Origin of the sequence: Mesorhizobium onobrychidis (genome assembly GCF_024707545.1) — a bacterium.
Lineage (GTDB): Bacteria > Pseudomonadota > Alphaproteobacteria > Rhizobiales > Rhizobiaceae > Mesorhizobium > Mesorhizobium onobrychidis.
On the sequence record NZ_CP062229.1, the window covers coordinates 5,725,959 to 5,751,962 of the forward strand.

Sequence of the window (26,004 nt, forward strand, 5' to 3'; positions counted from 1 at the left end):
ATGCCGTTAGTTGTTCTGCACAGAGCTTGCCCCGGCCTTTAGACAGATACCCACAAGCCGGTCGAGAAAAGGCCGCTGGCCGACAAGCAGCTTTTCCCGGGCCATATCGAGGCCGAACCACCCTGCGCGATCGATCTCTGGAAAGAATTGCATGCGGCGGCTGCGCGGCGGCCATTCCATCTCGAACATGTTGCTGCGCAGGCTGCCGGCGTCGAAATCGCCTTCGACGCCGAACGCCGTAATGAGCTTGCCGCCGCGCTGGCGCAGTTCTCCCAGCGGAAGCAGTGCTCCCTTGAGCTCCCAGCCGGTTTCCTCCACAAATTCGCGACGCGCCGCAGCTTCCGGCTGTTCGTCATCACCATACTCGCCCTTTGCAATCGACCATGCGCCAAGATCGCGGTTTTGCCAGAACGGCCCGCCCGGATGGACAAGCAACACCTGCAGTTCGTTGGTCGATCTGCGGTAAGGCAGGATGCCCGCACTTCTTTTCGCCATCGCCTCAAGCCTCCTGAATCCAGCCTATCATCGCAGGTAGGCTGAACGGGATGTTCCGTTTGTCGATAGACTGCCCTGCCCTGTGGCGATGCGACTGACTACACCCCATCAATACGACACGAACGATCTAGCTCCCCGCTTTTCAAAAACGATCTCGATATCGTCCTCTGGGGCTGCGGCCCTGTCCCGTCTCATCAGGCCGATTGGGCCAACAGGCATCGGGGCGCCAATAGCCCCAGACGTGATTCTCAGAAAATCACAGTAGCGAGTGCAAACTCATTCGATCTGGAGTGGTCAGCAATCCGCTAACAAATGCCGCAACAACGACATAGCAGTTGCTGGCTTGGTGCAGCAGACGCTATGCCAACGCCAAGCGCTAAATGGCCCTGATCAGCCGGAGCAGAGAAAGCATCTCGAGAAATGTCCCCTTGCGAAAGGCGACGCAGGTCGGCTCTTCCACACCGTGGGATCGGCATTTGAAGCCTGCCTGGGCCCTGCGGATTGAACCGGGGTGCGATTGGCCCAAGGCGATTCATTGGCGCGCTGCAAAGCACGCCGCCAAAAATGGCTTTTCGACAACCCGCTCGGTTCGATTTTCGACCAGGCACGCGCGGTCTGTTCCCCCGATCTGCACGAACCGCGCGTTGCCGGCGACCTCGACGAAACGTCTGATGTAGTCGAGCCGATCGGTTGGATTAGCTGCCGGCTCGCCGAGCGCGAAGAGACGCTTCTGTCTGATCGGCATTACTCAAGAATTCGTCGCGTTCGGCTATCCACAGATCCGCATAGTCGACATTCTGCCACTCGGCAAACCACGGACCGCCGCTTGTATAGTGGACCGCCTTGGGTGTGCCAAGCGCCGGCTTTTCGTTCCAACCTTCAAGCCAGTTCCACTCCACTGGCAGCGAGCCCAGGTCCTCATCGGCGACCCACTGCATTCGATGGAGGTAGGCACCACTTTCGCGGTTCACGACCTCTGGCGTAAGCGATTTAACCGAAGGGTGCGCGCAATTGAACAGCATCAGCGAGGACCAGTTTTTTCGTGGGTAGGATGTCTGGACCACGCCATCCATCTTGGTGGTGGCCTTCGGCGTATAGTCATGCTGGACGCAATAGACCGCCTTGTTCGACTTCGTGTATTCCAGCAAACCTGCGACGTCACCGAGCCACAGGAAGTCGCAATCGCAGAACAAGGCCCAACCCGTGTAGTCGGCGAGAAAAGGCGTGAGAAACCGCGTATAGGTGAACTCTGTTGACGCGAGCGGATCTTTTTCCCTCCAATACAGTTCACGGGCGCGCAGCTCGTCCTGTTTGATTGGAATGACGGAGACAGGCACCGAAGCGTTTTTGAGCAAAGAGTGCCGCGCTACGTCGTAGGCGATCGGCTCACGGCTGTCCCATCCAACGAATACCCTAAACGCATCAGTCATATTCAGTACCTTGGCTCCAATTTCAAAACGGTCATACACTAACTGTCTGGCAACAGCTCGGCAACAATGGTGCAGAAATTAGCCAGGACGATTTCTGAATCTCACGGATTTGCCTTTCACCTCGGTCCGGCTTTTTTCGGCGGAATTCGTCTCGCTGCCCAATGCGACAAGCGCCCACTTCTGATAGGTGTAGCTGGCCGAATAAGCGGCGACCATCGCACCGGTCGAACCATCCAGAAATCCCAGCTTGAAAACATAGCTGTTCATATAGGCCCAGGCCGAGCGGAAGACCGCCTTGCTTATCGAGCTTCTTTTGCCCTCGGCAAGCAGCCGCGCCGCGGACGCTTCTGCGTATCGGCCGATCTTGTCATGCGCGTCTGCCAGGTCGGCGATGGAGTCATGCTCCATAGGGTGGGACAATCGCGTGACCTTCCCATTCACCACAACTTTCTCGTGCACCGTGTCGTTGCTGAAGCGCCCGGATTGTCGACGGAAAAGCCTGAGCACCAGATCAGGCGACCAGCCGCCATGGCGGACGATGTTCCCACAAAAGCGGGATCTTCTTGGTATTTCGAAGCCGTCATAGCCTTTTGGGTTGGCGATAGCGGCTCTGATTTCTGCAGCGAGGGGTGGCTCGACCCATTCGTCGGCATCAAGCGAAAGGACCCAATCCCCTGTCGCCGCGGCGAGGGCACGGTTTTTTTGGGCGCCGAAACCCGGCCAATCGAGGGTGATCAGGACCCTCGCCCCGAGTCCACTGGCGATGTCCCTGGTTTGATCGGTGCTGTTGTTGTCGAGTACGACGATTTCGTCGGCAAAATACACCGAGCGAAGGCAACGGGCAATGCACGCTTCCTCATTGCGGCTGATTATGATGACTGAGAGCGCCGGCACTGTCAGACGGTTCCGGCATCAAAACTGCTACTGTTGTTCAAATGAAAACTGTCCCCCGGCCTGTTGGCACTCCGAGTGATACTAACGGATTCAAAAAGAATGTCGAAAATTATTTCAGGTCGAGACCTTCGTAGAGCGCTATCATTCTCCTGATCATGACGTTGAAATCGTAGTGTTCGGCCGCCGCTCTGACCTTGGCCGCGGTCTCAGGCCGTGACGACAGCTGCAACGCGCGGGCAAGCCCGGCGGCGAGGTCGTTTACGCTGGCTGCGTCGCAAACAAGCGTCGGCTCGAAGCGATCGACGAGCTCGCGCGCCCCACACCCGGTGCTTACCACGGCGGGCAAGCCGCTGGCCATAGCTTCGATCACCACTGTGCCGAATGGATCATAAATGGAAGGCAGCACGGCAATGTCGGCCGCGCCGTACCATGGCAAGGTGTCTTTCTGCGGCCCCAGCATCCTGAGCCTTGCGCCAAGACCAAGTCTGTCGCCGGCCTGCTTGAAGGCATTGGCGCGCGAATCGTGGCCAATGACCCACACCTCTGGCTCACCGTCCAGCGTGGCGACAGCCTTCATCAATGGAAGAAGTCCTTTTCGCGCAAAACCCGAGCCGACGAAGAGAACGACCGACCTTTTGTCGTCAACATCGAGCTGCGCGCGGACCGCGGCCCGATGCTGTTGTCGCAACTCCAGGTTGAAGCGACCCAGGTCGACCCCGTTGGGAACATGGTGCACACGTTCCGCCGGATAGTCGTAGTGACGGACAATGTCCTCAGCCACCATTTTCGAAATGGCAATCACAGCTTTAAGCCGTGGGCTGGCATAGGTTGTGCGTTCAAGACGCAGCGTCTGGCGATGAAAGGGACTCAGCGCCATCGCTGCCCTGCCAAGCCGCGTCTCGAAACGCCGCCGCTCGGCAAGATAGGCGGCATGAACGCCTTCCCCGGCCCGGAAGACATCGCAGCACGGAAGACGATCGTTGCTCTGCACCAGGGCCGGTGGCATTTCGGCGATCTTGCGGCATGCGGCCCGAGCAAAGGACGTCGCCCGCAGGGAGCGGGGAAACCGGCGGCCGGCACAATGGATGAATTCTATGCCTTCGTATCGCGGCCAGTCGCCGGACAGCACGGCCACCGGCCGTTGACGCGCGGCGAACGCCGCCATGATGTTTTCCAGCATGATCTCGCCTCCGCCAAAAGGCGCATAGCGCTGGCGTACGAACACAATAGGCGTCTTCGGTTCAGCTTGAACCCGTTGATCATGCTGTGACAAATCCATGCGATCTCGCTACGCCCTTTTGCACTCCGGATAAGGTTTCGAACTTGGCGGCACTTTCTTCGCAGTCTATTAAGCGTAGCAAGCCGGTCCTGGATAGGGGCAATTCGCGATAGTTCTGCGTGGTTGCGGCTATGCCACGACTGGTAGACTGCTTTCAAGGCGAGGGTTTTGCCGATGACCACCAGCCATGTTTCGCCCGCCGACACGGTCTCGGGCAAACGCAAGATCGGCGTGATCCGCCGCCTCGAGCGCTCGTTGCGACCAGGACTGCGAGATCTTCGCGGTCTGGTCAAGGAGCCGTTTCTTGCCTGGGCGCATCCGGAAGCTCTCGCTTTTTACCGCAGAGCCATGGAAACCGCATATCTGCCGGACGACCTGATCGACGTAGTCCCGCAACTCAAGATCCTGTACCTCGCCACGCCAAAGGCGGCGAGCAGCCGCATTCGCAGCAACCTTGCAGCCATGATCGGCAACGACACCGTGTCGGGGTGGCGCAGCGACCAGAACTGGAAGGTGCACAACCGAAAGGCGTCGAACCTGCAGGCGCCTCGCCATGGTGTCCTGCAGTTCTATCGCATGGCCACAAGCCCCGAAGCCTTGCGATTTACCTTCGTTCGCAATCCCTACACAAGGCTGTTGTCGTGCTGGGCCGACCAATATCGCGACCGTCCCCTTAAGCCTGGTTATGGCAGGGTGGAGGTCTATCTAGCCCACCGCGAAAGGGCTGATCCGGCGCTGCCTGTCGGTGCTGACAAGAGCCTGTCCTTTGCAGACTTCGTCGCCTTTGCCTGCACGACGTCCACATGGCGCATCGACAAGCATTGGCAGAGGCAAAGCGACATCATCGACCTTCCAGGCGTTGCGTTCGACCTCATCGGCAAGACCGAGACTTTCGCAAAGGATTTCGAACGGGTTCTCGATCATGTCGATGCGAGCGACGAGGTAAGACGCGCGGCGATGCCACCTCTGCACACCTCCTCGCGCCGCAGGCTTGCCGACTATTTCACGCCAGAACTGGCGGACACCATCTATCGTGCGTATGAGCGCGACTTCGATCAGTTTGGCTATGCGCGCGCGCTTCCAGAGTAAGCGGTCGCGCGGCCGTCTCAAAGATATCCGAACGCCTGCATCAGGGATTTCCCACGCCCCTCGGTAAGCTCCATCAATTCCTGCTGACCCAGTTCGGTCTTCCAGCGGCCGCGGCCATCATAAATTGGCTGGTTCACCTGCTGGTTGCGCAACGCGGCATGTTGGGGTTGCGCATCAAGTGTGAACCATCGTTGCGGGTTGCGATGATAGTCGAGCAAACTCTGGTCGAACGACAATCCCAGAAAGGTGCAGATCTTTTCGACGGTTGCTTCCGGGTTATCGACAAGATCCTCGTAGCGGTAAATCAGGACGTCCGTGCTGCCGCGCTCGGCAAGCACCATTGTGTTGTCCGAAATCCAGCGATCCAGGCTCTCGGTCGCATCGCCAAGCCGCCTTGTCAGCGAAGCAACGGTATCGCGCCCGTCGCGTACCGGCATCACGAACTTCGCGCCCGGCACCAGGCGTCGTATCCGGTCGACACGCCTGATATGACGCGGTGTCTTTTCAAGCAGCACCGACTTGCCCGCCCCAATGGCCGCCCGTTTCAGCTTCGAGTAGCGATACAGCGCAAGTGGAGCCCATTTGAAAAACACGTTGGTTTCTTCGAATGGCAAAAAGACATCGGCATGCGAAGCAAGAATCGTCGCTATCAGCGTGGTGCCGCTATGTCCGCATCCGCAGACAAAGCCTTTGCATCGGATCAATTCACACCTGCCCTGTCGTCGGCATAAGATATGCCATGCCGCTGGAAGGCTTCATCGAGCCGCGTCCAGTAATCGAGCCGCGCAAGCACATTGTCACAAAAGCCTACATCATCCGCGCTGAGGTAGTCCAAATAACCACCGACCTTACCTTTTCGAACCTTGAAGCTTTCCGGGTCGTCAGGATTGCGCGGTTGCAATCTTCCGCCATAGCGCGCACCCAGTTCTCCTGACATTTCAGATTGCTGCATGCGTTTGAACGATCTGCTGACGGCAACATCGGCAAGCTGGGACTCCTCAAAAGGTTTCCCCAAAAATTTCCCGATGCTGCGCAATGCGTCGTTTGTATCCCGCTGCACATCTTCATAGCGCAGAAGCGCAATCTTTCGCATGTGACTTGCGGCTGCGAACCACTGCAGGTTGAAAAGGGCAATCTTCTCGACACCGTGTTTGGGGCTTCTTATACAATCGCCGATCGGGCCTGCTTCCAGCCCATGGCGTTTGTTGACTTGAAAATATCCAGACACCGCAGTGTCGCGGGGGTCTCGCGTCAGGAACAGAATCCGTTGCCGTTTGTAGCGAGATTTGTCGGGGCTGATCTGCGTAATGTCACGCAGATCCTTGTGGTCGGAACCGTCGTGCGTGTAAGCCGCATCGACGCCCAGATCGTCAAGCATTACGCGCAGCCAGGTCCGCCCGGATTTGGGAAACGAGACGACAAGGAGGGGCGGCTTTCTTGCAAAAAAGTTGGAAAACAAACTCAACTTGCGGACTCCGATTGCGGGCACTTTGATCGAGCAAATCAGCGATTGTAAATATCGATTAAGGCATTGGCGATCCGTTGCGAAGCCGGCACCTTTGGATCAATCGACAGATTGGCATTGAGGAAGTCCCGGCTTTGCTCAAAATAAGTCGGCCTTGACCTGACCGCAGCGCGGATATCCTCGACAAGGTCATGCTCCCACAATGTTGGTTTGAAAGCGCCAATAGGCCTGTCGAACTCGACCATGGGCGAAACCAGCGGAAACAGCACTACCGGAATGCCGCAGGCGATTGCTTCGTAAACAGTGGTGCTTGGGCGCGTTACGAGCGCCAGAGCGTCCGGGAGCAGCTGTGCGAAATCCAGGGTCGATTTGTTCGGCATATCGACTTTTGCGAACATCGTGGGGTGGACGCTAACGACATAGGCAAGGCCGAGTTTCGCGCATGCGGCTGTCACGGCTTCAATCGCTTGGCGATCTGCGGGCTCTTCGATATCCCCCTTGAAGTTGACCAGCACAAAAAGCCCTTCATCGTGCCTGGCGCCAGCGCTTCCGACGGCACGCTCAATGACTGGCGAGCCGACAACATATGTCGGCTGTCGTCTTTGCTGCAGCGCCGCTGGTCCCATCGACAGGATGTAGTCAGCTCTCACAAATCGATGCGGCTGCAGCAGTCGCGCACCTCCGATCAGGCCGACCACACGGACCATGCCGAAGTTGATGGAGTCGATGAATCGCCTAAAGAATTGAGGCGCATAGTCATTTCCAGTCACCAGCATGTCGCCGGGTCTGATCATCCGCTCGAGTTCGGCAAAGCCGATATGCGATATTCCCCGGGCGTTGAGTTCAGGTCGCGCTACTCCGCCGCGTTTCAATCCATCGAGATGCGCGAACACGCAGCGGATGCCGCGGTCAACCAGAATTTCTGCCGCGTCAGCCAGCAGCCGAACATTGTTGCGGTTGTGTGGGACGAAGTAGACAGTCCTCGTCGCTGCCCTGCCGCGAGCGTAGATACGCCCGCGCTTGAACAGATTTCCTGGATGCACAAGCCGGTACGCGGCGAGGAGCCGCTGCACAAAGCCTTCGCTGACAGGAGAAGCCGCCTTAGTTCTCGACCTACCCAAAGATGTGCATCGCCTCTTATCCATGAAATTCAGAACGGCCGCCCGCCGGGTAGTTTACAATGCTCTTGCCGTCAAGAAAGGCGCGTGACTACTTCGCCGGTTTGGACCTGCCCGGCACACTCGCGATGCCTGCGTGGTGGATTCAAATAGCGCTAATAAGTGAGCCCATGTGGTTTTGTGCGTCTTCCATCACCGCGGCCCAAGGCCGGTCCCGTTTCGAAACCAGCACGGCGGAAGGATAGTAGGGAGTGCGATCGCCCTCGACCGGCCAGGAACGTTTGAAACCATCGCCAAGAATAAAGACCGACGGGATGCCGAGCGCGCCTGCCAGATGCGCCCCGGTATTGCTGATGGTTACCACGGCGTCCATCGCGGCAACCTGCGCCGCGAAAAGGTCCATATCGACGAGTTGGTCGATTGATCCGTCATGGAGGATACGCGCGAGCTCGCCATCGGTCAGGATCTTCAGGTCGGACTCGACCTGGCCATATTGCAGCGAAACGAACCGGAGGTCCGGACGGCTGATAAGCCCGCGCCATGCCGTAAGTGGCGGCAGGTCCTTGCCAGGATTGGAGCTGCCCCATGCGACGCCGACCAACGGCCGGTCATCCTTCCGATAACGGGCGCGAAGTTCAGCGACCCGCGCCGGATCCGGCTTCAGGGGGACGAAATGCTCCCGGATCGTGGCCTCATCTGTCTCGAACACGGCCGTCAGATGCTGAACGCCCGCAAAGGCCTGGGCCTCGCCATAGGCGGCCTTGTTCCCCGGACCGACAGCTCGCACATCGGCGGCGGGAAATGTCCGCTGAAAGAGCGGCACCAACCGGTGCTCGACCAGGACGATCAAACGAGCGGCCCGGGCGAGCGCGCGGCCGACGGAACTCGCATGATGGATCGCGGTGGCCAGACCCTGCTTTTCGGTCTCCATCAGATCGACGAGCAGGACCTGGTCCGAGATATCCTGGCCGAGCCATTCGCCGTTGACGCGGCCCTCAACGATGTGGCGCCGGGCGATCTTGAGTTCGGCCGCCGGGCCGTAGGCGCCCATACGCATCAGCGCCTTGCTAAGCTCGTCGAGCAGGCGAACCTCGCCCCTCGACTTCGCAATCGAACCCAGAGCCAGGGCTTTCGGCAGCGCTGCCGACCAATCGCGCGCCTCGACGCTTCGCCGATAATCCGCCATCTGATCGGCAATGTCGCCATCACGCCAGCGAAGGAAAAGCTGCCGCCGGTGGCGACGGAACCAGACCTTGTAGTTGTAGCCTGCAAGCGCGACACCGCGGCGGAACCGGCGAAGGAGTTGGCTACCGGCCATCATCAACTCCATCGATGATTTGTGTAACCCGTTTGCCTGCTTCCTGCATTGCAGACGCCCATGCCTGGCCACCCTTTCGAACCAGCCGAACGTTTGGATATGTGGCTACCGTCTCCCCGAAGGCAGGCCACGACAGCCGAAACCCATCGTCGAGCATGACCACAGTCGGGACGCCAAGCGCTCCCGCCAGATTGGCGCCGGTATTGCTGATCGTCACCACCGCATCGAGCGCCGCGATTTGCGCGGCAAAGCGGTCCATATCCGACAACTGGTCCACGGAAGCGTCATGGATGATGCGTCCCGGCGCCCAGCGTTCGAATTCGGAGAGCGCTGGCCCGACATCGCCATACTGCATACTGATGAAACGTCCCGGCAGATTGCCGAGCAGCGCCCGCCAATCGTCCAGAGCCGGCAGGTCCTTGCTCTTGTTCAGACTTCCCCAGGCGAAGCCGATCAGAGGACCCGGGCCACGATCGAGATAGGTGCTGCGCAACTGGGCGACCAGTCGGCGATCCGGCTCCAATGGAAGGAAGGGCGCGCGTGCTGTCGGCTCATCCGGCCAGAAATGCTTCGCCAGTGTCTCGAAGCAGGCGAAGACATCGGCGTCCATCGCCTCCTCCCCTTCTCCTTCTAGCCTGACATCGAGCGCAGGATATGTTCTGCGGTAAAGTGGCGCTAATCGCGGCTCGACGAAGACGGTGCATCGGTCGGCAGCTGCGATTACCGGCCCAAGCAGCGATGCGAACTGGAGGAAGATTGCAAGATCGCCTTCGCGCCGTTCAACGGCAAGCCGGCGACCCGCAAGATCACTGCCATCCCATTCGGGCCGGCCGGGCACTTGCTTGCTCGACGCAATCAACTGCCAGGCGCGATTCCCAGCGCCAAGACGTCTCAGTCCACGCCCGGCTTTTTTGACAAGCCCGGGATCGCCAAGCTGCTCACCGAGCAGGCCGAGTGCCAGTGCATGATCCCGGGCCGCCTGCCAGTCACGCCGCTCGACACTCTGCGCCATCAGGCTCATATGCCGTTCGACGCTTTTGTCAGCATGGCGCGAGGGACGCCTAAAAAACTTCTTCGCCCTATCGAGAACCTTCTGCAGCCGCTTGCCGTCAACACCTTGCGGGCGCAGGTCGGCGGCTTTTGCCTTCTCAAGGATGGATCGTCTGTTCGGCACGGCGACCCTCAACTATCGCTAGACAGCGTCGAACGTGTCGTCAGAATCGACGAGAGGCGCCGGCCGACGTCGTCGAGCACCACCGGCCACGTGCGTCCTTCCTTGCGCATGACGACGCCGTTCGGATACCAGGGCGTTCGATCGCCAATCACTGGCCACGCTGTCTGAAACTTGTCGTCGATCAGGAAAATGGTCGGAACACCGAGTGCTCCGGACAGATGGGCCGCCGTATTGCTGATCGTTACGACGGCATCGAGCGCGGCGATCTGCGCGGCGAAACGGTCCATATCGACCATCTGGTCGACACTGTCATCATAGATAAGCCGCGCATCATTGCCGTTGCGCAGGCGCCGCAGCGCCGGCTTGATCTGTCCGTATTGGAGAGAAACGAATGTCGCTTGTGTCCGGGCGATGAACCGTGCCCATTCGGGGAAATCAGGCACGTCCTTGGTGTGTGATTTGCTGCCCCAGGACAGACCCACCAGTGGCAGATCCGTCATCGAGCGATAGCGCTTGCGGAATGTCTGGACGAGTTCAGGATCTGCCCGCAGCGGCACGAAATCGGCGGCAAGTCTTTCGGCATCGCGGCCGAAAACCCAGGCGAGATTTTCGAAGGTCGCAAATTTGTCACCAACGACATTCTGCTGCGCTGGAACCACGGTCGCATTCGGGAACGTCCGCTGCAGAAGCGATACAAGGCGCGGCTCGACCCGAATTGTCGCGCTTTGCGCACATCCAGCGGCGGCGCCGGCCAGTCGCGCATGGCGGATAACCCGGCCAAGACTGCGAGGATCATCCTCTACAAGATCGATCAGCAGTGTATCCGCACCGAGGTCTTCTCCGGTCCACTCATTGGCACCTTCCCCTTTTCGTTGCCGGCGAGCGGAAAGCCGCAGCTCGGCCGCCCGCGCGAAGTTGCCCAGCCGTTCGAACGCCTGGCCTGCCTTCTGCATCAACTCCGGGTCGCGGACACGATCGGCCATGATGGCCATTTCATCAGTACTTGCTTCAAGGCCTGTCCAGTCCCTGCGCGCGATCAGCGCGTCGACCTTGGCCTGCTGCTCAAGAACGGAACGAGGCTTGGCACCGGTAAACAGCGTCCGCACGGCCTTTGTGTACCGGCGCAACTGCAGGCCCAATCCGCCAATCACGTACCGGATATAGGAACCGTGGTAAAAGCTGGTCATCGGTCTTCAGCGCAATACGCTCTGCCGCAGCGTTTTGCCGCCTTCGACGATCGGAGCGGACACTTCCAGATGGAAGATCGAGCGATAGATTTCGCTGCGCATGGCGAGTTCGTCATGGGTCCCGGAGTCCGCAAGCATACCAGCGTCAAATACCAGGATGCGATCGGCCGCCTTGATGGTTGAAAGCCTGTGCGCAATGCAGATCACAGTGCGCTGAAATGCATTGTCGAACGCAGCCTCCATGACCGCCCGTTCGTTTTCGCCGTCGAGCGCGGATGTTGCTTCATCGTAGACAATCACCGGAGCATTTTTGAGTAGGGCGCGCGCGATGGCAACGCGTTGTTTCTGCCCGCCCGACAGATTGGTGCCGCTCGGACCCACCAGCGTGTCGAGCCCGTTTTCCAGGTTAGAGGCAAAGCTGGTGACCCGGGCGAGGTCCGCCGCGGACTCGATTTCCTGATCGCTGGCGTTCGGGCGTCCGTCGCGAATGTTGTCACGGATCGAGCCTTCGAACAGGAAAACATCCTGTGACACCAGGGCGATATTGTCGCGAACGTCGGCCAGGCTGATCTTCGAAATGTCCTTTCCGTCGAGGAGAATCCTGCCCCTGTCCGGCTCCATCAGGCGCAGGATCAGATTGACGATGGTCGTCTTGCCGGCGCCGGAGCGGCCGACGATCGCCAGCTTCTCACGAGGTCGCACCTCGAAGGAAACACCGTGCAGCGCAGGGCTATTCCCTTCATAGGAGAAGGCCACATCTTCAAAACGGAGGCCGCCCTCGACATCGGTGAGGTGCTCGCCCGCGGTTGCGAGTTGTCGCTGTTCGGGCGTGTCAATCAAATCATACATCTGCCCGACGGCCACCATTTGCTTCTGGATGTCGACATTGACCCGGGCCAGCCGCTTGGCGGGTTCATAGGCAAGCATAAAGGCGGTTATGAAGGCCATAAATTCGCCCGGCGTCTTGCCGTTGCCGAGGGTCTGCCAACTGGCGTAAATGATGAAAAGGCCAATGATGAAGCCGCCGCCTGTCTCCATCAATGGACTCATCAACGCCGATGTGCGGTTGATCTGGATGCCGCGCCTTTCCATCTTGCGGACGGCCTTCGCGAAGCTGGCGGCCGCCTTGTCTTCGAGTTGGAAGGACTTGATGGTGCGGATACCTTCGACGGCTTCCGTGCCGATCGACTGGACCAGTGCTGCCAACTCCGTCTCGCCCCTTGCCAGCGCCTTGAGCTTCCTGGTTATCGCGCCCACCGATAGGAATAGCAGGGGTAGAACCGCCACCGATATCAGCGACATCATTGGATCCTGCTTGACCATGACGCTTGCCAGGGCAATCAGCTTCAGCACATCGGAGACGGTGCTGCTCGTGAGGGTGAGAATAACGGCGGCCCCGGCGCGCGCGTTGAACATGATCTTGGAGACGAATTTCGCCGGATGCTGGTTAGCGAAGCGGTTGATGTCGAAACGCACCATTCGGGAAAACTGGCGGTTTTGAAGGTCCGAAACGATAGCCCGGCGAACCTTCCCCGTTGTGATGGTCTGGCAGTAGTCGGCGATCCCCTTGACCAGGAAAATGCCGACAATCACGGCGCTAATACCCCATGCGGCGGCAGCGTTCCGATCCACATAAATGGAATTGACCATGACACTCATGATCCAAGCCGTTGCGCCGGTCGCCGCCGCAGCGACGATCGAACACAGCAAACCGGTGAGATACAGCTTTATGTGCGGCGGCAGGTTCTCCACGATCAGGCGCTTGACCAGCGGGTATGCCAGGGCCGCTGAAATTCGTTTCTTTGCGCTCATTCCGTTTCCCGATGCGATGTATCGTTCTCTGACGACCCTCGCTCCTGCCGATCCATGAAAATTTTCTCGGCGCCGTCACACATGCGCCAAACTGATACCTGACGTCTGACTTCGTTCGAAGTTATAGTCAATCTTGAATCCTCCTGATTGCGGCTAGCGGCGAAGCGGACTAAGTGTCGGGCATTGCTGTCGGCGGCCGGCTATGAAGATCATGGAGCCATCGTGACATCGCTAGAACGAGTTCGACGAAAGTATCTTCGGCTCCGCCACCAACTCGGATACATTAAACCTATTCGTTTGATGGCATCGAACAAATCAAACATGAAGTATGACGACTTTGTCAGTTCTGGCACCATTACAATCCGCAAAACCTCAATATTCACTTCTGACGATATATTCTTCACGATGGGGAGTTGCTTCGCGCAGGAAATTCGACGTGCATTGACAAGCAGACAGATCGCATGCGTTCCGTCTTACAGAAATATCAGCTTCGACCCGACACAGGCCATTGTAGATGAGCTGCCTCGGCAGGAGCATATGAACTTCTACAACAGCTTCACTGTTCGCCTTCAGGTCGAGCAAATGCTTGGGGTGTGGGATCAGGCCCATGACGACTGGTGGCAGGTCAAGAAACGTGCTCCTTGGGGGCCAATCTGCTTTCAGGACCCATACCGCCGCGGCATCTTCGCCAGATCTCCGGAAGTTCTCAGGGAGGTGATCGAGAGCATAAACCAAGAGATGCGGGTCGGCTTCGATGCAGCCACGGCATTCATATTCACCTTCGGAATGACTGAGGTCTTCATCAACAAATCCAGTGGCAAAGTAGCAGCACAGAAACCGCTTTATCGTGGCGGAGGCGGAATGCAGGAAACGACGCTTCACGTCAGCAGCTTTCAGGAAAACTACGCCAACGTGATGGCTACCGTGGACATGGTCCGTCAACACAAACCCGATGCACCGATAATTCTTACAGTCTCACCGGTTGCGTTGGCTCGGACGTTTCAAGACGCGGATGTCGTCACCGCGAGCACTGAAGGCAAATCCGTTCTTCGGGCTGTGCTTGGTCAAGTCTGCCGGGAACGGGACAATGTCCATTATCTTCCCTCATTCGAGTTTGTCACCTATGGAGGCCTTGCTCGTAGCTATAGAGAGGACTTACGGCACGTAAAGATATCAGTCGTCGACGAGATCGTTGAACAGTTCTTCAATGCGTACTTTGCTCCGTCGTCGCCGTAGCTGCAGCCATTCAGCACTAGCTTGCCTTTACGACAATCGCCTGCCCCGTTGGAAGTTCGATGATGCCTTCAGGACGGTTTTCGAAGAATTGATCAAAGGCCTTTCGGGCTCCAGGACAAAGCGCAGAGCCGTAGTCGTCACAAATGATCATGCCATTCGCGCACACCCGATCGTAGAAGAAGGCAAGCGCGTCACGTGTCGGCTCGTATAGATCGACGTCAATATGGACCAGGGCGAAACGCCGGTCGGACACGCTGGAAAAAGTTTCTGGTATCCATCCCACATGAAAAGTGGTGTTGCTGAAGTCGGAAATATTCTCTCTGGCTACCTTCTCGTTGGTGCTGAGATCGCCGGACTTCCACGGCGTTCGGCCGTTTAGCTTGCGATCCTCTGCGGTTGGTTCGGAGAGGCCGGCGAACGAGTCGAAAAGGTGGTAGTGCCGTGGCCGAAGATCGCTCATCAGCATGAATATCGTCGACCGGCCTTGCCTTACGCCGCATTCGGCCACATCGCCATCGATACGCTCGATCGATCGCAAGCAGCTTTGCAGGACGAAAGCCCGGGGATCTGGAATCCCGCGGATGTTTTTGACCCGCTGCAGCGCCTTTCGGAAAAACGGCTGGTCCTTCCAGACCATATGACTGGAATAAACATAGAAGCCGTATTTGTCGGCCTTCTTCTGAGAGACCTTATACCAAGCCACGCCTCTGCGTTTTTTCGAAATAACAGCAAGCGCCGCGTCTCTCAATTTCATCTGTATCCTCCAGCATTCGATATGTTCACAAAACGGGCAGAAGAGAAAGCTCTGCCAGCACAGACGCGGAATGAAGTCGAGTTCCCGGCTGAAAGACATTGGCTTATCGAGCGCCGCAAGGAAGCGCTCCCGGTGCTCGTAATAAGAGCCAGCGCCGAGAATGGAACTCCCACGGAGTGCGACTCAAGACCACGGGTCACGTGCCTGGCCCGGTCCGGAATCCCTGTCGGAGTTGACGCACTGCCCAGCTTGCACTGTCCGCGCAACGCCGCAAGCAGAGCGGTGCTAGTGGTCAGAATCTGACACTTGGTGCCCGGTTGGGAGGTCGGTTCAGGGGTTCAGGGCGGTTAGCTAATCCTGAGTGGAGCGCGGAGCAACGCGACTTCGCGACGGAGTGGCGGAGCTAACCGAAGCGGATCGTGCCCGGAACGGGTCTTCGGCTTACGCGTTGCAACATGGAGGTGACGGCGGGCGTGCATCACGACGCGCGGTTGGGTCGCATCCAGTTGTTGCCGCGATCGGACATGCGAAGCGCGCCGCAGTCATCGAAGAAACGCCCATGCATTCGTCATGTCCGCGGCGATGGGAGTGCTGGCACGACGCCGATCCAAAGGAAAGTAGATGAGTGCGTTCTCTCTTTCATCGGACGGGAAACTTGCGATAACGGCGAGCGAGACGTCGTCCAAAAATGATTTCGACTATTTGGTGGGCAACTGGAACATCAGGAATCGTACGTTGAAGGAACCGCTGGCCGGCAGCGACGAGTGGGAGGAATTCGACGCGACCCAGGAGTTCCGCCAAATCCTAGTGGGTTTGGGCAACTTCGACATTTTTCATACGGAGTTGGGAGGAAAGCCGTTCGAGGGCCTCACCGTGCGATTGTTCGATCCAAAGACGCGTCTCTGGACGATCTACTGGGCCGACAGCAACGCGGGCAAACTCGACGACGGAAAGGTGGGCTCGTTCAATGGCGACGAAGGCGAATTCTTCGGCCGTGAGGTTGTGGCCGGCAAGGACGTTATCGTGAAATTCCACTGGGATAAGCGCAACCCGAAAACCCCGATTTACAGCCGTGCGTTCTCCGCTGATGCAGGCAGAACGTGGGAATGGAATTGGTACTCGAACTTTTCACGACGGTGACTGACAGAGTTGGCCCAAACAAAATTCCGCTCCTTCGCGTGCAGCCAAGGGGAATCCCGAGCCGGACTCTTATGTCAGGTGGGTACCGCTAGCCTACATAGCCTTGCTGATCACCAGCGGATGACCACGTCGACGGCCCCTTCGAGGCCCGCAATCAACCTCGTGTCTCCTCGTGTCGGCGAACCATTTCTGCGATCCAGACCGGTGCATAGGGTGGTGTGCAACCAGGTGACGCAGGGTAGTCGATGAGGACGGCGAGCCGCTCGCCAATCCCTATTGCGCGCGCGCGAAGTTCGGGATGACGAATGCCAATATCGGCGAGGCAATGCGCCCACTGTTTGTGGGCAGGTGCCTGCTTCATCTCCTTCTCGATCTGGTCGAGTAGCGGATCGAGCCTCGGCGTTTTGACGACCCTTTTAGTTGTCAGGCTCCAGCCTGCGCGGCCGACCAGGTCGTCGCCATCCTTCCAGCCCAGACGGAGTTTATCGGCGTGCCGACTGCGCTTCACCACATTCACGATGAACCAATCGAGGAGCTTGGGAGAGCCACTGTCGCGGATCATCACGTCGAGCTCGGCCGCAGAGAAAGCCTTCGGCCTGCACACCAGGGTCGCCAGAAGGCGCGCGGCGGTGTCGCCCGTAGCCCAAAACCGAAATGCGAGCTCATGCTGCGTCTTGAGGCGCTTGGCGAGAGAGCGAAGATGGCTGAGGTTCACACCGTGATCGTCACCACGGCGCTCATTGGCCTCGCGCATCTTCGGATCTTCGAGTGCGGAGAGTTCGCGCATAACGTCCTTGATTGTTGTGCTCGTTGACATGATGCTCCCTTCGTCATGGAGTGACGATCACGCTCGACGATAAAACAGCACCCGCACAGTCGGGACTAGCTGAAGAAGATAATCGAAGTCGCCGATGTTCCCGGTGAGAACCGTAAACCCTAGCTTCCGCGCCTGCAGGAACAAAACACAATCCTGAAGGGCACGGAGGCGAGCGTCTTTCCGGTAGCCTTGAAGGCGACACAGGATGCCTGACAACAGGGCGCCTTTTCCAAGCACGTCGGGATCCGGTGCGAACACACGATGGGGGTGCATGTCGCCAATGGTAGCGCCAATCTGCTTGATCGCCGTCTTAGTGCCGGGATGGTTGGGGTCTAGCACGCCGACGGTATGCATGAGTTCCTGGATGGCAACCGTCGAATGATTGCTGAGCCTGAGATCGAGCAGATCAGCCACGACATACGGGGCGCGTCCCTGCAGCCCATCGATATAGACACAGGTATCGAGCATGAGTTCCTGCCCCGCCTCGGCGGTTTCGCCGAGGAAAGGCAGTTCATCATCCTTGCGACGAGACAGCGTCTTTTGGGGATCGAATCGTGCCCAACGGACAGCCTCGGCGAAGTCGAAATCCGTCATTCAGAACCCGAGCTTAAGGGACGGATCGACGGTTGCCCTGATCTTTCTGAATGTCTGTCCGAAATTGTCATCGAGCGCGACATTGGCGAGGGCGAATTCGATCAAGTCGGTATCGGTCTTAATCCCAGTCTGCTTCTTTGCTTTTTCAATCAGCGCCGGGCTGATGCGAGCGCCAATCCTCATGTTCTTTTCGCCCAGGAGACCAGAAAGTTCTGCCGCCTTCATGACGGCTTCGAAACGGGTTCTGCTGATCAGGACCGTCTTTTTTGCCCGACCGTTCTTCGAAAGCGGCTCACCCGCCTTCGATGTCATATCAGCCATGCCCGCGCGCTTTTGAATGACAAAACGCCCTTGCCGCTCCGTACCGCCACCTGTGTATTTCTTCCTCGCTGGGTTCGCCATGACGCAGCCTCCAAGGTCTGACATTTCGCGATTTCGTCTAACATAACACGGGTACGATTTCAACAAGGCCCCGAAATGCTCCACCCGTTGCGGCAGTGCGCGGCTGATGCGCGAGCGGTGTCGTCGGCGCTCCTGCCGACGAAAGGCGCAGACGGGCTGATCGGAGAAGCGCAGCAGCGCCTCATGCACAACCGGCCATGGTCGCACCTCTGCTTCGGCACAGGCGTATGTTTTTCGGCTCGGATTCCAACTCGCCCGAGCGGATGCCGCAGGTTGGGCGTGGCGCGGGAACGCCGGGTATTGTCCATCTGCAAATTCGAAGGATCAGTCGACTGCCCCGACCAGGATGTCGCGGTATTCAAGTATCGCGACCCAGCGCCCGGTATCTGTGGACGATTGCCTTTTTAGAAATCTATATCCAGTTTTCGACCAAAGCTTCACCTCGTCGCTGAGGTTGTCGAGCACATAGTCGCCTTTGTCGGTCTTGACCGTCAGCACTGCGTGCCCCTCGCCGTCCTTCTTTTTGACGACGGTGATCAGAAGGTTCGAGAGCGATATGCCCTCCAAATTGAGCATCCGGCGCTTAAGCAGGACATAGTCCTCGCAGTCGCCGATCGCGCTGTCAGGATAGGACCAAAATTCCATCGTGCCATGAACGGCAAAATCGCTCACGGGCTTGATCGATCTATTCACGAGTTTGGTGACGGACGCGAGCTTGTCTTCCATGCCTCTGCTCAAAAGGACTGGAGGGACCCTGCCCGATCGTATCCTGCATTCTGAGGCATGCCTTCGGCAGAATTCAACGTGGCCGACCGGGATAGAACTCCGCTGCCCGGTGGCCATGGCACCAGATACCGCATCGGCCGAAGCTTTCTCCATCGGCGTCGCGGACATCATCAAGCCCAACAGTAGGCCGGCACACAACCATGCCCGCGGTATCACCAATCCCATTCGCCCCGCCCAAGGTAACGACCCGAAACAATATTTAATATCGCGTTACCATCTTTTCACGGGCACATCAACGCAGCCGACACACATTTTACAGCTACGGTCGCGAACCATCACCAACGACCGAATGCTGGACGCCGCGCGGTCAGCGCCAGGGAATTTCCATGGCCACTGGAAGACCCTCGCGTGTTCTCGCATGATCGCATCGGCGCACCTGCGCTTATCGACGACCCAATCAATGGGGAATTGTGCGCCTGTACGTCACCGAGGTTCTTCAGCAGCGCCGCTTACGGGACCAAATGACGACGCCGACACGTATTTGGCTGCCCAAACGTGGACAGACGGCCGAGAAAAAGTTGTAGCCAAATTTGTCGAAGCGACCGAAGGCCAAGAGCTACGGCGCTCTCGCGTAGATTTCGCATACATTCGGATACATTTCGATGGCACCCGGGCAAACCTCTGCGACAGGGGCAGCGTAAGTTCCAATCGTGAGCAGGAAGGCTCGTCATGGTGACGAGGCAGAACGCCGACAGCGGTTTCGCAAGCAGGAGTCAATAGCGCGAGGCGCCCGATTGGCCGGTCTGCTCATTCGAAGAAAGGAAAAATACGATGAACAAACTTGCAACGGCTTTCGTCCTCCTTGCCTCGTCGACAGGAGTCTCGCTCGCTGCCAATCAAAACCCGGATCGCGACCCGACCCGCGGATTCGCTACTGGCGTCGACAACAGCGGAATGACCTTAGATACCAGTCACACGGCTTCCTTGCCTCCACTCGTGCTAGCCCCGAAGGAAGGACAGCCACAGCCCGGCAAGGTTCTTAGGGGTCGTGCACCATGGGCGGGCCGTTAATATACGGAGAACTTGCCTTCCCATGCAAAACTGTCCAATCACCCGTAATGCAACGAGGGTGGTTGGACAGGGGCGCAAGAAAATCCTGCCGCCATGCTCCAGTCCTGAATGAGCCATATCCGACGGGTCAGAACTCCCACGGCGAGAACAACTTGAGACCAGTCGTGCCGAAGTCACCCAAATTCCGCGTCGCCAAGCGGCCGCCATTCACCCTTGAGATTGCAGCAATCATGCCGTCGGGCGCCGACATCCTGCCGCACTGCAGTACCCATGATTTCCCCATAGGCCATCGCGGCTTCCTCGGTCAGCCCGAAGATCCGATCGGCTAACCGGCGACGCCAATCCGACAGTCCCTGCTCCAGACGCTCGCCACGCTGATCGGGTCGAATTTTCTGGATGCAGAAAGCGATCTCGGCGATGGTCACGGCTGGAAGCGCAAGTTCAGCGTCATGGCGGACCAACCATGCGATCACGGCAGGATCGGGCGACTTCTTCAGCGTCTCGGAAATGACGTTGGTATCAAGGAAGATCAAAGCTCAGGTCCAGGATGAACCTGCCGATCATCCCGGATCACTGCTTTAAGGTCGATTTCGGTACCATAAGCGCTAGCAATACGAGTGTAGAACGTCAATGCCGGCTCACGACCTGCTTGCCGAACCTCATAGGATTCCAGTGCGCGCTCAACCACGTCGGCGATCGAGCGGTTCTCGCGTCGAGCAAGCCGATGGGCAAGATCGCGCGCCTTGGCGCTGCGTACGGAAAGCTGAGGTTCGGCCATAATGGAACTCCTTTTGCCGTGGATATAAGCCATCCGCACTGCCAGCAAGATGGCAGATGATGGCTTGCCATCCAACAGCTCCGTGATCGTCGGCATCGCGCATGAAGCGACCCCGGCAATAGCGCAGGATGTATAGACAACCGGCCGCAACTGGTGTTCGTTTCCAATCCGACCTTATGCAATTTCGAAAAAAACAGGAGCCGTGACAGCATGGACGCCGCTCCCTTGTTCGACCTGACGGGAAAAAAAGCGCTGGTGACCGGCGCCAGCCGCGGCATCGGCCAGGCCATGGCGGAGGCGCTCTCCGCGGCTGGTGCGGACGTCGCGGTGACCGCCCGCGACGAAACATCCCTTCGTGAGACGGCGGACCGAATTAGCGCTAGCGGGCGAAGGTCGCTTTGCCGGTCTCTCGACGTGCTCGACACGGATCGTATCCGCGTGGTGGTCGACGATGTCGCGGATGCCTTTGGCGGGCTCGACATCCTGGTCAACAACGCCGGCTATGAGCAAGTCCAGCCCTCGCTCGACGTCGACGAAGCAGTGTGGGACCGCATCGTATCGACCAATCTGAAGGGCGCCTTCTTCTGTGCGCAGGCGGCGGCGCGGCGGATGGCTGCCGGCAACAGCGGTGGCGCGATCATCAATCTTTGCTCGCTGACCTCCTATGTCGGCATTCCGACCGCGGTGCCTTACGGTTCGTCCAAGTCTGGGCTCCTGGGCATGACGCGCGCGCTCGCCGCGGAATGGGCATCGCTCGGCATCCGCGTCAACGCCATCGCTCCGGGGTATTTCCATACGGCGATGACGGATGCTTTTTATCAGGATCCCGACTGGCAGACGGCGATGCTGGCCAAGATCCCGCAGCGGCGCTTCGGTACGATGCAGGATCTGGCCGGAGCCGTTGTGTTTCTGGCGAGCGGGGCATCAGCCTATGTCACTGGGCATTGCCTCCCAGTCGACGGCGGTTATCTCGCATCCATCTGAGCGACTGGGGTGTGGTGCAACAAGAACCGTGTAGACCAGACTTGTATATGGTTGTATATACCACCTCACAACGCTGGACGTTCTTGCATGCGACTGGCGACAAACAAGGGGAACCGCAATGCAGGAGCCTTTCCGGGCCGTAGCTTCACGCGAAGCGGAAGGCGGCAGGGAAATCGCAGTCACGGTCCGCAACGTCGGGATGGACTTCGATGGGGTTCATGCCGTCAAGAATGCATCCTTCGATCTGCCGAAGGGCCGGTTCCTCACCATTCTCGGGCCTTCTGGGTCCGGCAAGACAACCCTCCTGCGGATGATCGCCGGGTTCCAGACCCCGAGCAGCGGCGAGATCTTCATCAACGGCGAAGCGGTGAGCGCGGTGCCACCGCACAAGCGGTCGATCGGCATGGTCTTTCAAAGGCTTGCGTTGTTTCCACATATGACGGCGGCCGAGAATGTCGCCTTCCCGCTGAAGATGCGTCGGCGCGACGCACGCACCATTCCGGACCGCGTCGACCGATATCTCGCGCTGGTCCGGCTCGAGGGCTATGGCGGCAGGCGCATTCACGAACTTTCCGGCGGGCAGCAGCAGCGCGTCGCGATTGCGCGCGCGCTGGTGTTCGAGCCCGACCTGCTGCTTCTCGACGAGCCGCTGGCTGCACTCGATCGAAAGCTGCGCGAGGAAATGCAGCTCGAATTCCGCCGCATCCAGCGCGAGCTCGGCGTCACCACGATCAACGTCACCCACGACCAGCGCGAGGCGCTGGTGGTTTCCGACGATATCGTCGTCATGGATCAGGGCGAAATTCAGCAGAAGGCACGGCCGATCCACACCTACCGCCAGCCCCGCAACGCCTTCGTCGCCAATTTCATCGGCGTCACCAACTTCATTGCCGGTACGGCGCGGGCCGTCTCGGGAGCGGGCGACGTCTCCATCCTTCGGGGTGATCTGATGCTTGCCGGAAAGATCGGCGATCCGGTCAATCCACCTGCGGAGGGCGGCAAGGCGTCGGGAGCGATCCGCGCCGAACAGATCCGTCTCGCCGGCGATGCTGCTCAGCTGTCGAATCTCGATTGCATGCTGGCCGGGACTGTCACCGACACGATCTTCGAAGGCGAGCGCATGGTCTACGAGGTCGCCTGCGCCGCGATTGGCGACGAGGTCATTCGCGTTTTTGACCATGATCCCGCCGCGCACACGCAGTTCGACATAGGCGAAAGCGTGTTCCTGGGGTGGAATGCCAGGGACATGCTTGTTTTTCGATAGAACCGGACACCGGTCAAACCCAGAGGAGAATGCAGATGAAGCGCTTCAAGCCGACATTATCCCATCTTTCCCGCAGAACCTTCCTTCAGGCCACCGCCGCGCTCGGCGGCGCCTCAGCGCTCGGCCTGCGCGGCGCCTATGCGCAGGAGCCGGAAAAGCCGGCGGAGATCATCGTGCGCGCCTGGGGCGGCAGTTGGGTGGATAGTTTGAAGGCTGGCGTGTCCGACAGCTTCACCAAAATGACGGGGATTGCTGTTCGTCACGACCTGACCGAAGACAATGAGATCCAGCCCAAGGTCTGGGCGGCCGTAGCGCAGAACCGGGTCCCGCCGATCCACATCAACTGGGACACCACCACCAATGCCACGAAATCGGCACTGCGCGGCGTGACGGAAGACCTCTCCGACTTGCCGAACCTCGCCAATGTGACGGACCTTGCCAAGCCGGCCGGCCTGGAAGGCTTCCCGATCGTCAACACCTACGGGTATGTCTATGTGCTTGCCTATCGGCCTGCGGCATTCCCGGACGGACCGCCGAAGTCGTGGAAAGACCTGCTCGACCCGAAGTTCAAGGGCCGGCTTGCCTTCTACAATGACGGCATCGGCTTCCATTTCCCCGCGCAGGTCGCCGGTGGCGGCAAGCTGGAGGACATACCCGGCAACATGCAGCCGGCTTGGGATTTCATTACCAAGATGAAGGCGCAGCAGCCGCTGCTGGGCGAAGATCCCGACTTCACCACCTGGTTCCAGAACGGCGAGATCGATGCCGCCTGCACCATCTCGACCAACGCCCGAGAGGCCCGCAAGAACGGGGTCAAAATCGAATGGGTCGTGCCGGAGGAGGGTGCGAAATTCGACACGGACGGTTTGTGGATTCCCAAGGGCCTGCCGGAAAACGAACTCTACTGGGCCAAGCAGTACATCAACCATGCGCTGACCAAGGAAGCCCAGCAGGTCTGGCTGGATGGGCTTGGCTTGCCGGGCGTGGTGCCGGGCCTCACACCGCCGAAGGATTTGGTGGGCGATCCGTCCTATCCGACCACCGAAGCGGATTTCCAGCGCCTCATCCGCATCTCGTCGAAGATCCAGGTCGAGAATGAGAGCGAGTGGTTTTCCAAGTTCAAGGCGATCATGCAGGGTTGACGCCGGGTCGGCCGGTGCTGCGCTGGCGGCACCGGCTCCTTCACGACGTCGGTTACGGATTTTTTCATGCGGGCAGCCAGGACAGCCTATCCCCTCAAATGGCGCATCATGGATGCGCTGGAAGGCGTTGCCACCGCCATCTGGCCGGCGCGGTTCCGGCGCGCTACGCCCTATCTGATACTGCTTCCGGCGGTGCTGCTGGTCGGACTGCTCGTGCTCGGTCTCATCCAGATCGCGGACGCAAGCCTGCGCACGCTCGACACCACCACCTTCCAATTCTCGGACGACTATTCCATCGCCAACTTCCGGCGGGCGCTGACAGAGCCGCTGTTCCTCGTTGTCGCGCAGCGCAGCCTCATCGCCGCCCTGATCGTCACCACTGTGACACTCGTCTTCGCCTTTCCCTACGCCTATCTGATGGTGCGCACGCGTTCGCCAGGATTGCGCAAATTCCTGCTGATTGCGCTGTTCCTGCCGTTCTTCATCGGCCAGGTTGTGCGTGCCTATGGCTGGCTGATCATCCTCGGCAATCAGGGCATGGTAAACGAGGCGCTCGGCCTTGTCGGGGTCGCCCCGATGCGGCTCATCTACAACTATCCCGCCGTGCTGTTCGGCCTCGTCCAGTACATGCTGCCCTTCGCCGTACTGATGCTCGCGCCGGCACTCACCGCCATTCCCGAAGAATTGGAGGCGGCCGCTGGATCGCTCGGCGCGAACTGGGTTCGCACGTTCATCCATGTCGTGTTGCCACTCGCTCGTCCGGGCTTTATCGGCGCCGGCGTGGTGGTGCTGACGCTTTCGCTCACCGATTTCGCAGTCCCCGCGATCCTTGGCGGCGGCTCTCAGGACTTCATCGCCAACGCCATCTACGACCAGTTCTTCCGAACGTCCGATCAGGGCCTTGGCGCGACGCTGGCGCTTATGCTGGTCGCGCTCGGGTCAATCCTCGTCGGCTTGGTGTTCGCGCTGTTCGGAGCCGGAACGCTTGCGATGGGGAGGTCACGGGCGTGAGCGGCTCGCGCAGCAAATCGGTTGTTCTGTGGACCCTGGTGACGATCGCCTTGGTGACGCTTTCGGCGCCGACGGTCGTCGTGCTCGGCGCTTCCTTCACCGGCGGCAACATCATCACGTTTCCGCCGGACGGGCTGTCGCTGCGGTGGTATGCGCGCATCTCGCAGGCCTCTGACCTGCGCAACGCTTTCCTGCGCACGCTCCAAGTTGCGACGGTCTGTACGATCGTTGCCATTCCCGTGGGCACGCTGGCTGGCATCGCGCTGGCGAAATATGCGGTGCGTTTTGAGAAGACGATCCAGATCTATCTGCTGCTGCCCTTTACCATCCCGCTGATCGGATCGGGCATCGGCCTCATGCTGGTCTTCGGCAACGCCGGCATTCTCGGCCAGCTCTGGCCGGTCGGCATCGCCTGCTGCGTCATCAACCTTCCCTTCATGATCTGGGCGGTGACGGCGAGTGCCACCGGGCTTGACCCGGACCTTGAACTGGCCGCCGCCAATTGCGGCGCGCCGCCGCTCCAGGTGTTCTTCTCCGTCACCCTGCCGGCGGTTATGCCGGGGGTGATCACCGGCTCGCTGCTGATGTTCATCCTTGCGCTCAACGAGTTCTTGGTCAGCCTGCTGCTCGTCGATGCCCGCATCGTGACGCTGCCGGTGCTGATCTACAACTCCATCCGCTCGATCATCACGCCGGATCTTGCCGCGATCTCCGTGGTCTTCATCGCCTGCTCGGCTGTCGCCATCTTCCTGCTCGACAGGCTGGTCGGGCTCGACATCTTCCTGAAATCGAAATGAGGAATGCCGGCCCGCGGGGCCGAAAAG

25 protein-coding genes and 1 pseudogene are annotated in these 26,004 nt (G+C 59.1%); 8 read left to right on the top strand and 18 right to left on the bottom strand.

The window, feature by feature from the left end; all coding sequences use genetic code 11:
- Positions 1-6 precede the first annotated feature (6 nt).
- The 4 genes from IHQ72_RS28370 to IHQ72_RS28385 form a co-directional block, all read right to left on the bottom strand.
- Positions 7-495: an NUDIX hydrolase gene (locus IHQ72_RS28370; protein ID WP_258118744.1), complete on the bottom strand. Its 489-nt coding sequence runs from the start codon at positions 493-495 to the stop codon at positions 7-9.
- A gap of 695 nt (positions 496-1,190) precedes the next feature.
- A complete protein-coding gene (locus tag IHQ72_RS28375; RefSeq protein ID WP_258118746.1) occupies positions 1,191-1,925 on the bottom strand; it encodes a glycosyltransferase in 735 nt (244 codons plus the stop codon).
- Between the two features lie 78 nt (positions 1,926-2,003).
- Complete coding sequence (locus IHQ72_RS28380) at positions 2,004-2,819, bottom strand: glycosyltransferase family 2 protein (protein WP_258118747.1); 816 nt, start codon at positions 2,817-2,819, stop codon at positions 2,004-2,006.
- 109 nt (positions 2,820-2,928) lie between these two features.
- Positions 2,929-3,999 carry a glycosyltransferase family 4 protein gene (locus IHQ72_RS28385; protein WP_258118748.1) on the bottom strand — a complete coding sequence of 357 codons (1,071 nt, stop codon included), beginning with the start codon at positions 3,997-3,999 and terminating at the stop codon, positions 2,929-2,931.
- A 273-nt stretch (positions 4,000-4,272) separates the two neighbouring features.
- Between IHQ72_RS28385 and IHQ72_RS28390 the strand changes: the two genes are divergently transcribed.
- The gene (locus tag IHQ72_RS28390; RefSeq protein ID WP_258118749.1) at positions 4,273-5,187 is read left to right on the top strand and encodes a sulfotransferase family protein; all 915 of its coding nucleotides are present in this window, start codon (positions 4,273-4,275) and stop codon (positions 5,185-5,187) included.
- 17 nt (positions 5,188-5,204) lie between these two features.
- Here the strand turns inward: IHQ72_RS28390 and IHQ72_RS28395 are convergent, their stop codons facing one another.
- The 7 genes from IHQ72_RS28395 to IHQ72_RS28425 form a co-directional block, all read right to left on the bottom strand.
- A complete protein-coding gene (locus tag IHQ72_RS28395) occupies positions 5,205-5,702 on the bottom strand; it encodes a sulfotransferase family protein (RefSeq protein WP_258118750.1) in 498 nt (165 codons plus the stop codon).
- Between the two features lie 185 nt (positions 5,703-5,887).
- On the bottom strand, positions 5,888-6,652 hold the full coding sequence (locus IHQ72_RS28400) for a sulfotransferase domain-containing protein (RefSeq protein ID WP_258118751.1): 765 nt from the start codon (positions 6,650-6,652) through the stop codon (positions 5,888-5,890).
- 38 nt (positions 6,653-6,690) lie between these two features.
- Positions 6,691-7,725, bottom strand: coding sequence for a hypothetical protein (locus IHQ72_RS28405; RefSeq protein WP_258118753.1), 1,035 nt, complete (start codon positions 7,723-7,725; stop codon positions 6,691-6,693).
- A 190-nt stretch (positions 7,726-7,915) separates the two neighbouring features.
- Positions 7,916-9,088, bottom strand: coding sequence for a glycosyltransferase family 9 protein (locus IHQ72_RS28410; protein WP_258118755.1), 1,173 nt, complete (start codon positions 9,086-9,088; stop codon positions 7,916-7,918).
- Complete coding sequence (locus tag IHQ72_RS28415; protein WP_258118756.1) at positions 9,078-10,262, bottom strand: hypothetical protein; 1,185 nt, start codon at positions 10,260-10,262, stop codon at positions 9,078-9,080. Before IHQ72_RS28415 ends, IHQ72_RS28410 begins: the two co-directional genes overlap by 11 nt.
- A gap of 8 nt (positions 10,263-10,270) precedes the next feature.
- Positions 10,271-11,449 carry a glycosyltransferase family 9 protein gene (locus IHQ72_RS28420; protein ID WP_258118758.1) on the bottom strand — a complete coding sequence of 393 codons (1,179 nt, stop codon included), beginning with the start codon at positions 11,447-11,449 and terminating at the stop codon, positions 10,271-10,273.
- A 6-nt stretch (positions 11,450-11,455) separates the two neighbouring features.
- Positions 11,456-13,261: an ABC transporter ATP-binding protein gene (locus tag IHQ72_RS28425; protein WP_258118760.1), complete on the bottom strand. Its 1,806-nt coding sequence runs from the start codon at positions 13,259-13,261 to the stop codon at positions 11,456-11,458.
- A 321-nt stretch (positions 13,262-13,582) separates the two neighbouring features.
- Between IHQ72_RS28425 and IHQ72_RS28430 the strand changes: the two genes are divergently transcribed.
- Positions 13,583-14,497 (top strand): GSCFA domain-containing protein, encoded by a 915-nt coding sequence (locus IHQ72_RS28430; protein ID WP_258118761.1) that lies wholly within the window; start codon positions 13,583-13,585, stop codon positions 14,495-14,497.
- Between the two features lie 16 nt (positions 14,498-14,513).
- On the opposite strand, the gene IHQ72_RS28435 is transcribed toward IHQ72_RS28430, so the two are convergent.
- Positions 14,514-15,251 carry a TylF/MycF/NovP-related O-methyltransferase gene (locus IHQ72_RS28435; RefSeq protein WP_258118762.1) on the bottom strand — a complete coding sequence of 246 codons (738 nt, stop codon included), beginning with the start codon at positions 15,249-15,251 and terminating at the stop codon, positions 14,514-14,516.
- A gap of 621 nt (positions 15,252-15,872) precedes the next feature.
- On the opposite strand from IHQ72_RS28435, the gene IHQ72_RS28440 reads away from it, so the two are divergent.
- The gene (locus tag IHQ72_RS28440) at positions 15,873-16,391 is read left to right on the top strand and encodes a DUF1579 domain-containing protein (RefSeq protein ID WP_258118764.1); all 519 of its coding nucleotides are present in this window, start codon (positions 15,873-15,875) and stop codon (positions 16,389-16,391) included.
- 154 nt (positions 16,392-16,545) lie between these two features.
- On the opposite strand, the gene IHQ72_RS28445 is transcribed toward IHQ72_RS28440, so the two are convergent.
- The 6 genes and pseudogenes from IHQ72_RS28445 to IHQ72_RS28470 all read right to left on the bottom strand — a co-directional run bounded on the left by IHQ72_RS28445 (position 16,546) and on the right by IHQ72_RS28470 (position 20,779).
- Positions 16,546-17,178: a DNA alkylation repair protein gene (locus tag IHQ72_RS28445; RefSeq protein ID WP_258118765.1), complete on the bottom strand. Its 633-nt coding sequence runs from the start codon at positions 17,176-17,178 to the stop codon at positions 16,546-16,548.
- A gap of 57 nt (positions 17,179-17,235) precedes the next feature.
- Positions 17,236-17,802: a type II toxin-antitoxin system VapC family toxin gene (locus tag IHQ72_RS28450; RefSeq protein ID WP_258118767.1), complete on the bottom strand. Its 567-nt coding sequence runs from the start codon at positions 17,800-17,802 to the stop codon at positions 17,236-17,238.
- Complete coding sequence (locus tag IHQ72_RS28455; RefSeq protein ID WP_258118768.1) at positions 17,803-18,204, bottom strand: hypothetical protein; 402 nt, start codon at positions 18,202-18,204, stop codon at positions 17,803-17,805.
- Positions 18,205-18,528: 324 nt separating this feature from the next.
- Positions 18,529-19,155, bottom strand: a complete 627-nt coding sequence (locus tag IHQ72_RS28460; RefSeq protein ID WP_309508700.1) for a transglutaminase-like cysteine peptidase — start codon at positions 19,153-19,155, stop codon at positions 18,529-18,531.
- Positions 19,156-20,128: 973 nt separating this feature from the next.
- Positions 20,129-20,534, bottom strand: a pseudogene (locus IHQ72_RS28465) (PIN domain-containing protein).
- Positions 20,531-20,779 carry a type II toxin-antitoxin system VapB family antitoxin gene (locus IHQ72_RS28470; RefSeq protein WP_258123956.1) on the bottom strand — a complete coding sequence of 83 codons (249 nt, stop codon included), beginning with the start codon at positions 20,777-20,779 and terminating at the stop codon, positions 20,531-20,533. Before IHQ72_RS28470 ends, IHQ72_RS28465 begins: the two are co-directional and overlap by 4 nt.
- A gap of 210 nt (positions 20,780-20,989) precedes the next feature.
- On the opposite strand from IHQ72_RS28470, the gene IHQ72_RS28475 reads away from it, so the two are divergent.
- From IHQ72_RS28475 to IHQ72_RS28495, 5 genes are all read left to right on the top strand, one after another.
- The gene (locus IHQ72_RS28475) at positions 20,990-21,763 is read left to right on the top strand and encodes an SDR family NAD(P)-dependent oxidoreductase (RefSeq protein ID WP_258118769.1); all 774 of its coding nucleotides are present in this window, start codon (positions 20,990-20,992) and stop codon (positions 21,761-21,763) included.
- 118 nt (positions 21,764-21,881) lie between these two features.
- Positions 21,882-23,027: an ABC transporter ATP-binding protein gene (locus IHQ72_RS28480; RefSeq protein WP_258118770.1), complete on the top strand. Its 1,146-nt coding sequence runs from the start codon at positions 21,882-21,884 to the stop codon at positions 23,025-23,027.
- A gap of 35 nt (positions 23,028-23,062) precedes the next feature.
- The gene (locus IHQ72_RS28485) at positions 23,063-24,169 is read left to right on the top strand and encodes an ABC transporter substrate-binding protein (RefSeq protein WP_077381662.1); all 1,107 of its coding nucleotides are present in this window, start codon (positions 23,063-23,065) and stop codon (positions 24,167-24,169) included.
- Between the two features lie 66 nt (positions 24,170-24,235).
- Entirely contained in the window at positions 24,236-25,180 is a 945-nt protein-coding gene (locus tag IHQ72_RS28490; protein ID WP_258118771.1) for an ABC transporter permease, read from the top strand.
- Complete coding sequence (locus IHQ72_RS28495) at positions 25,177-25,977, top strand: ABC transporter permease (protein WP_258118772.1); 801 nt, start codon at positions 25,177-25,179, stop codon at positions 25,975-25,977. Before IHQ72_RS28490 ends, IHQ72_RS28495 begins: the two co-directional genes overlap by 4 nt.
- Positions 25,978-26,004 lie beyond the last annotated feature (27 nt).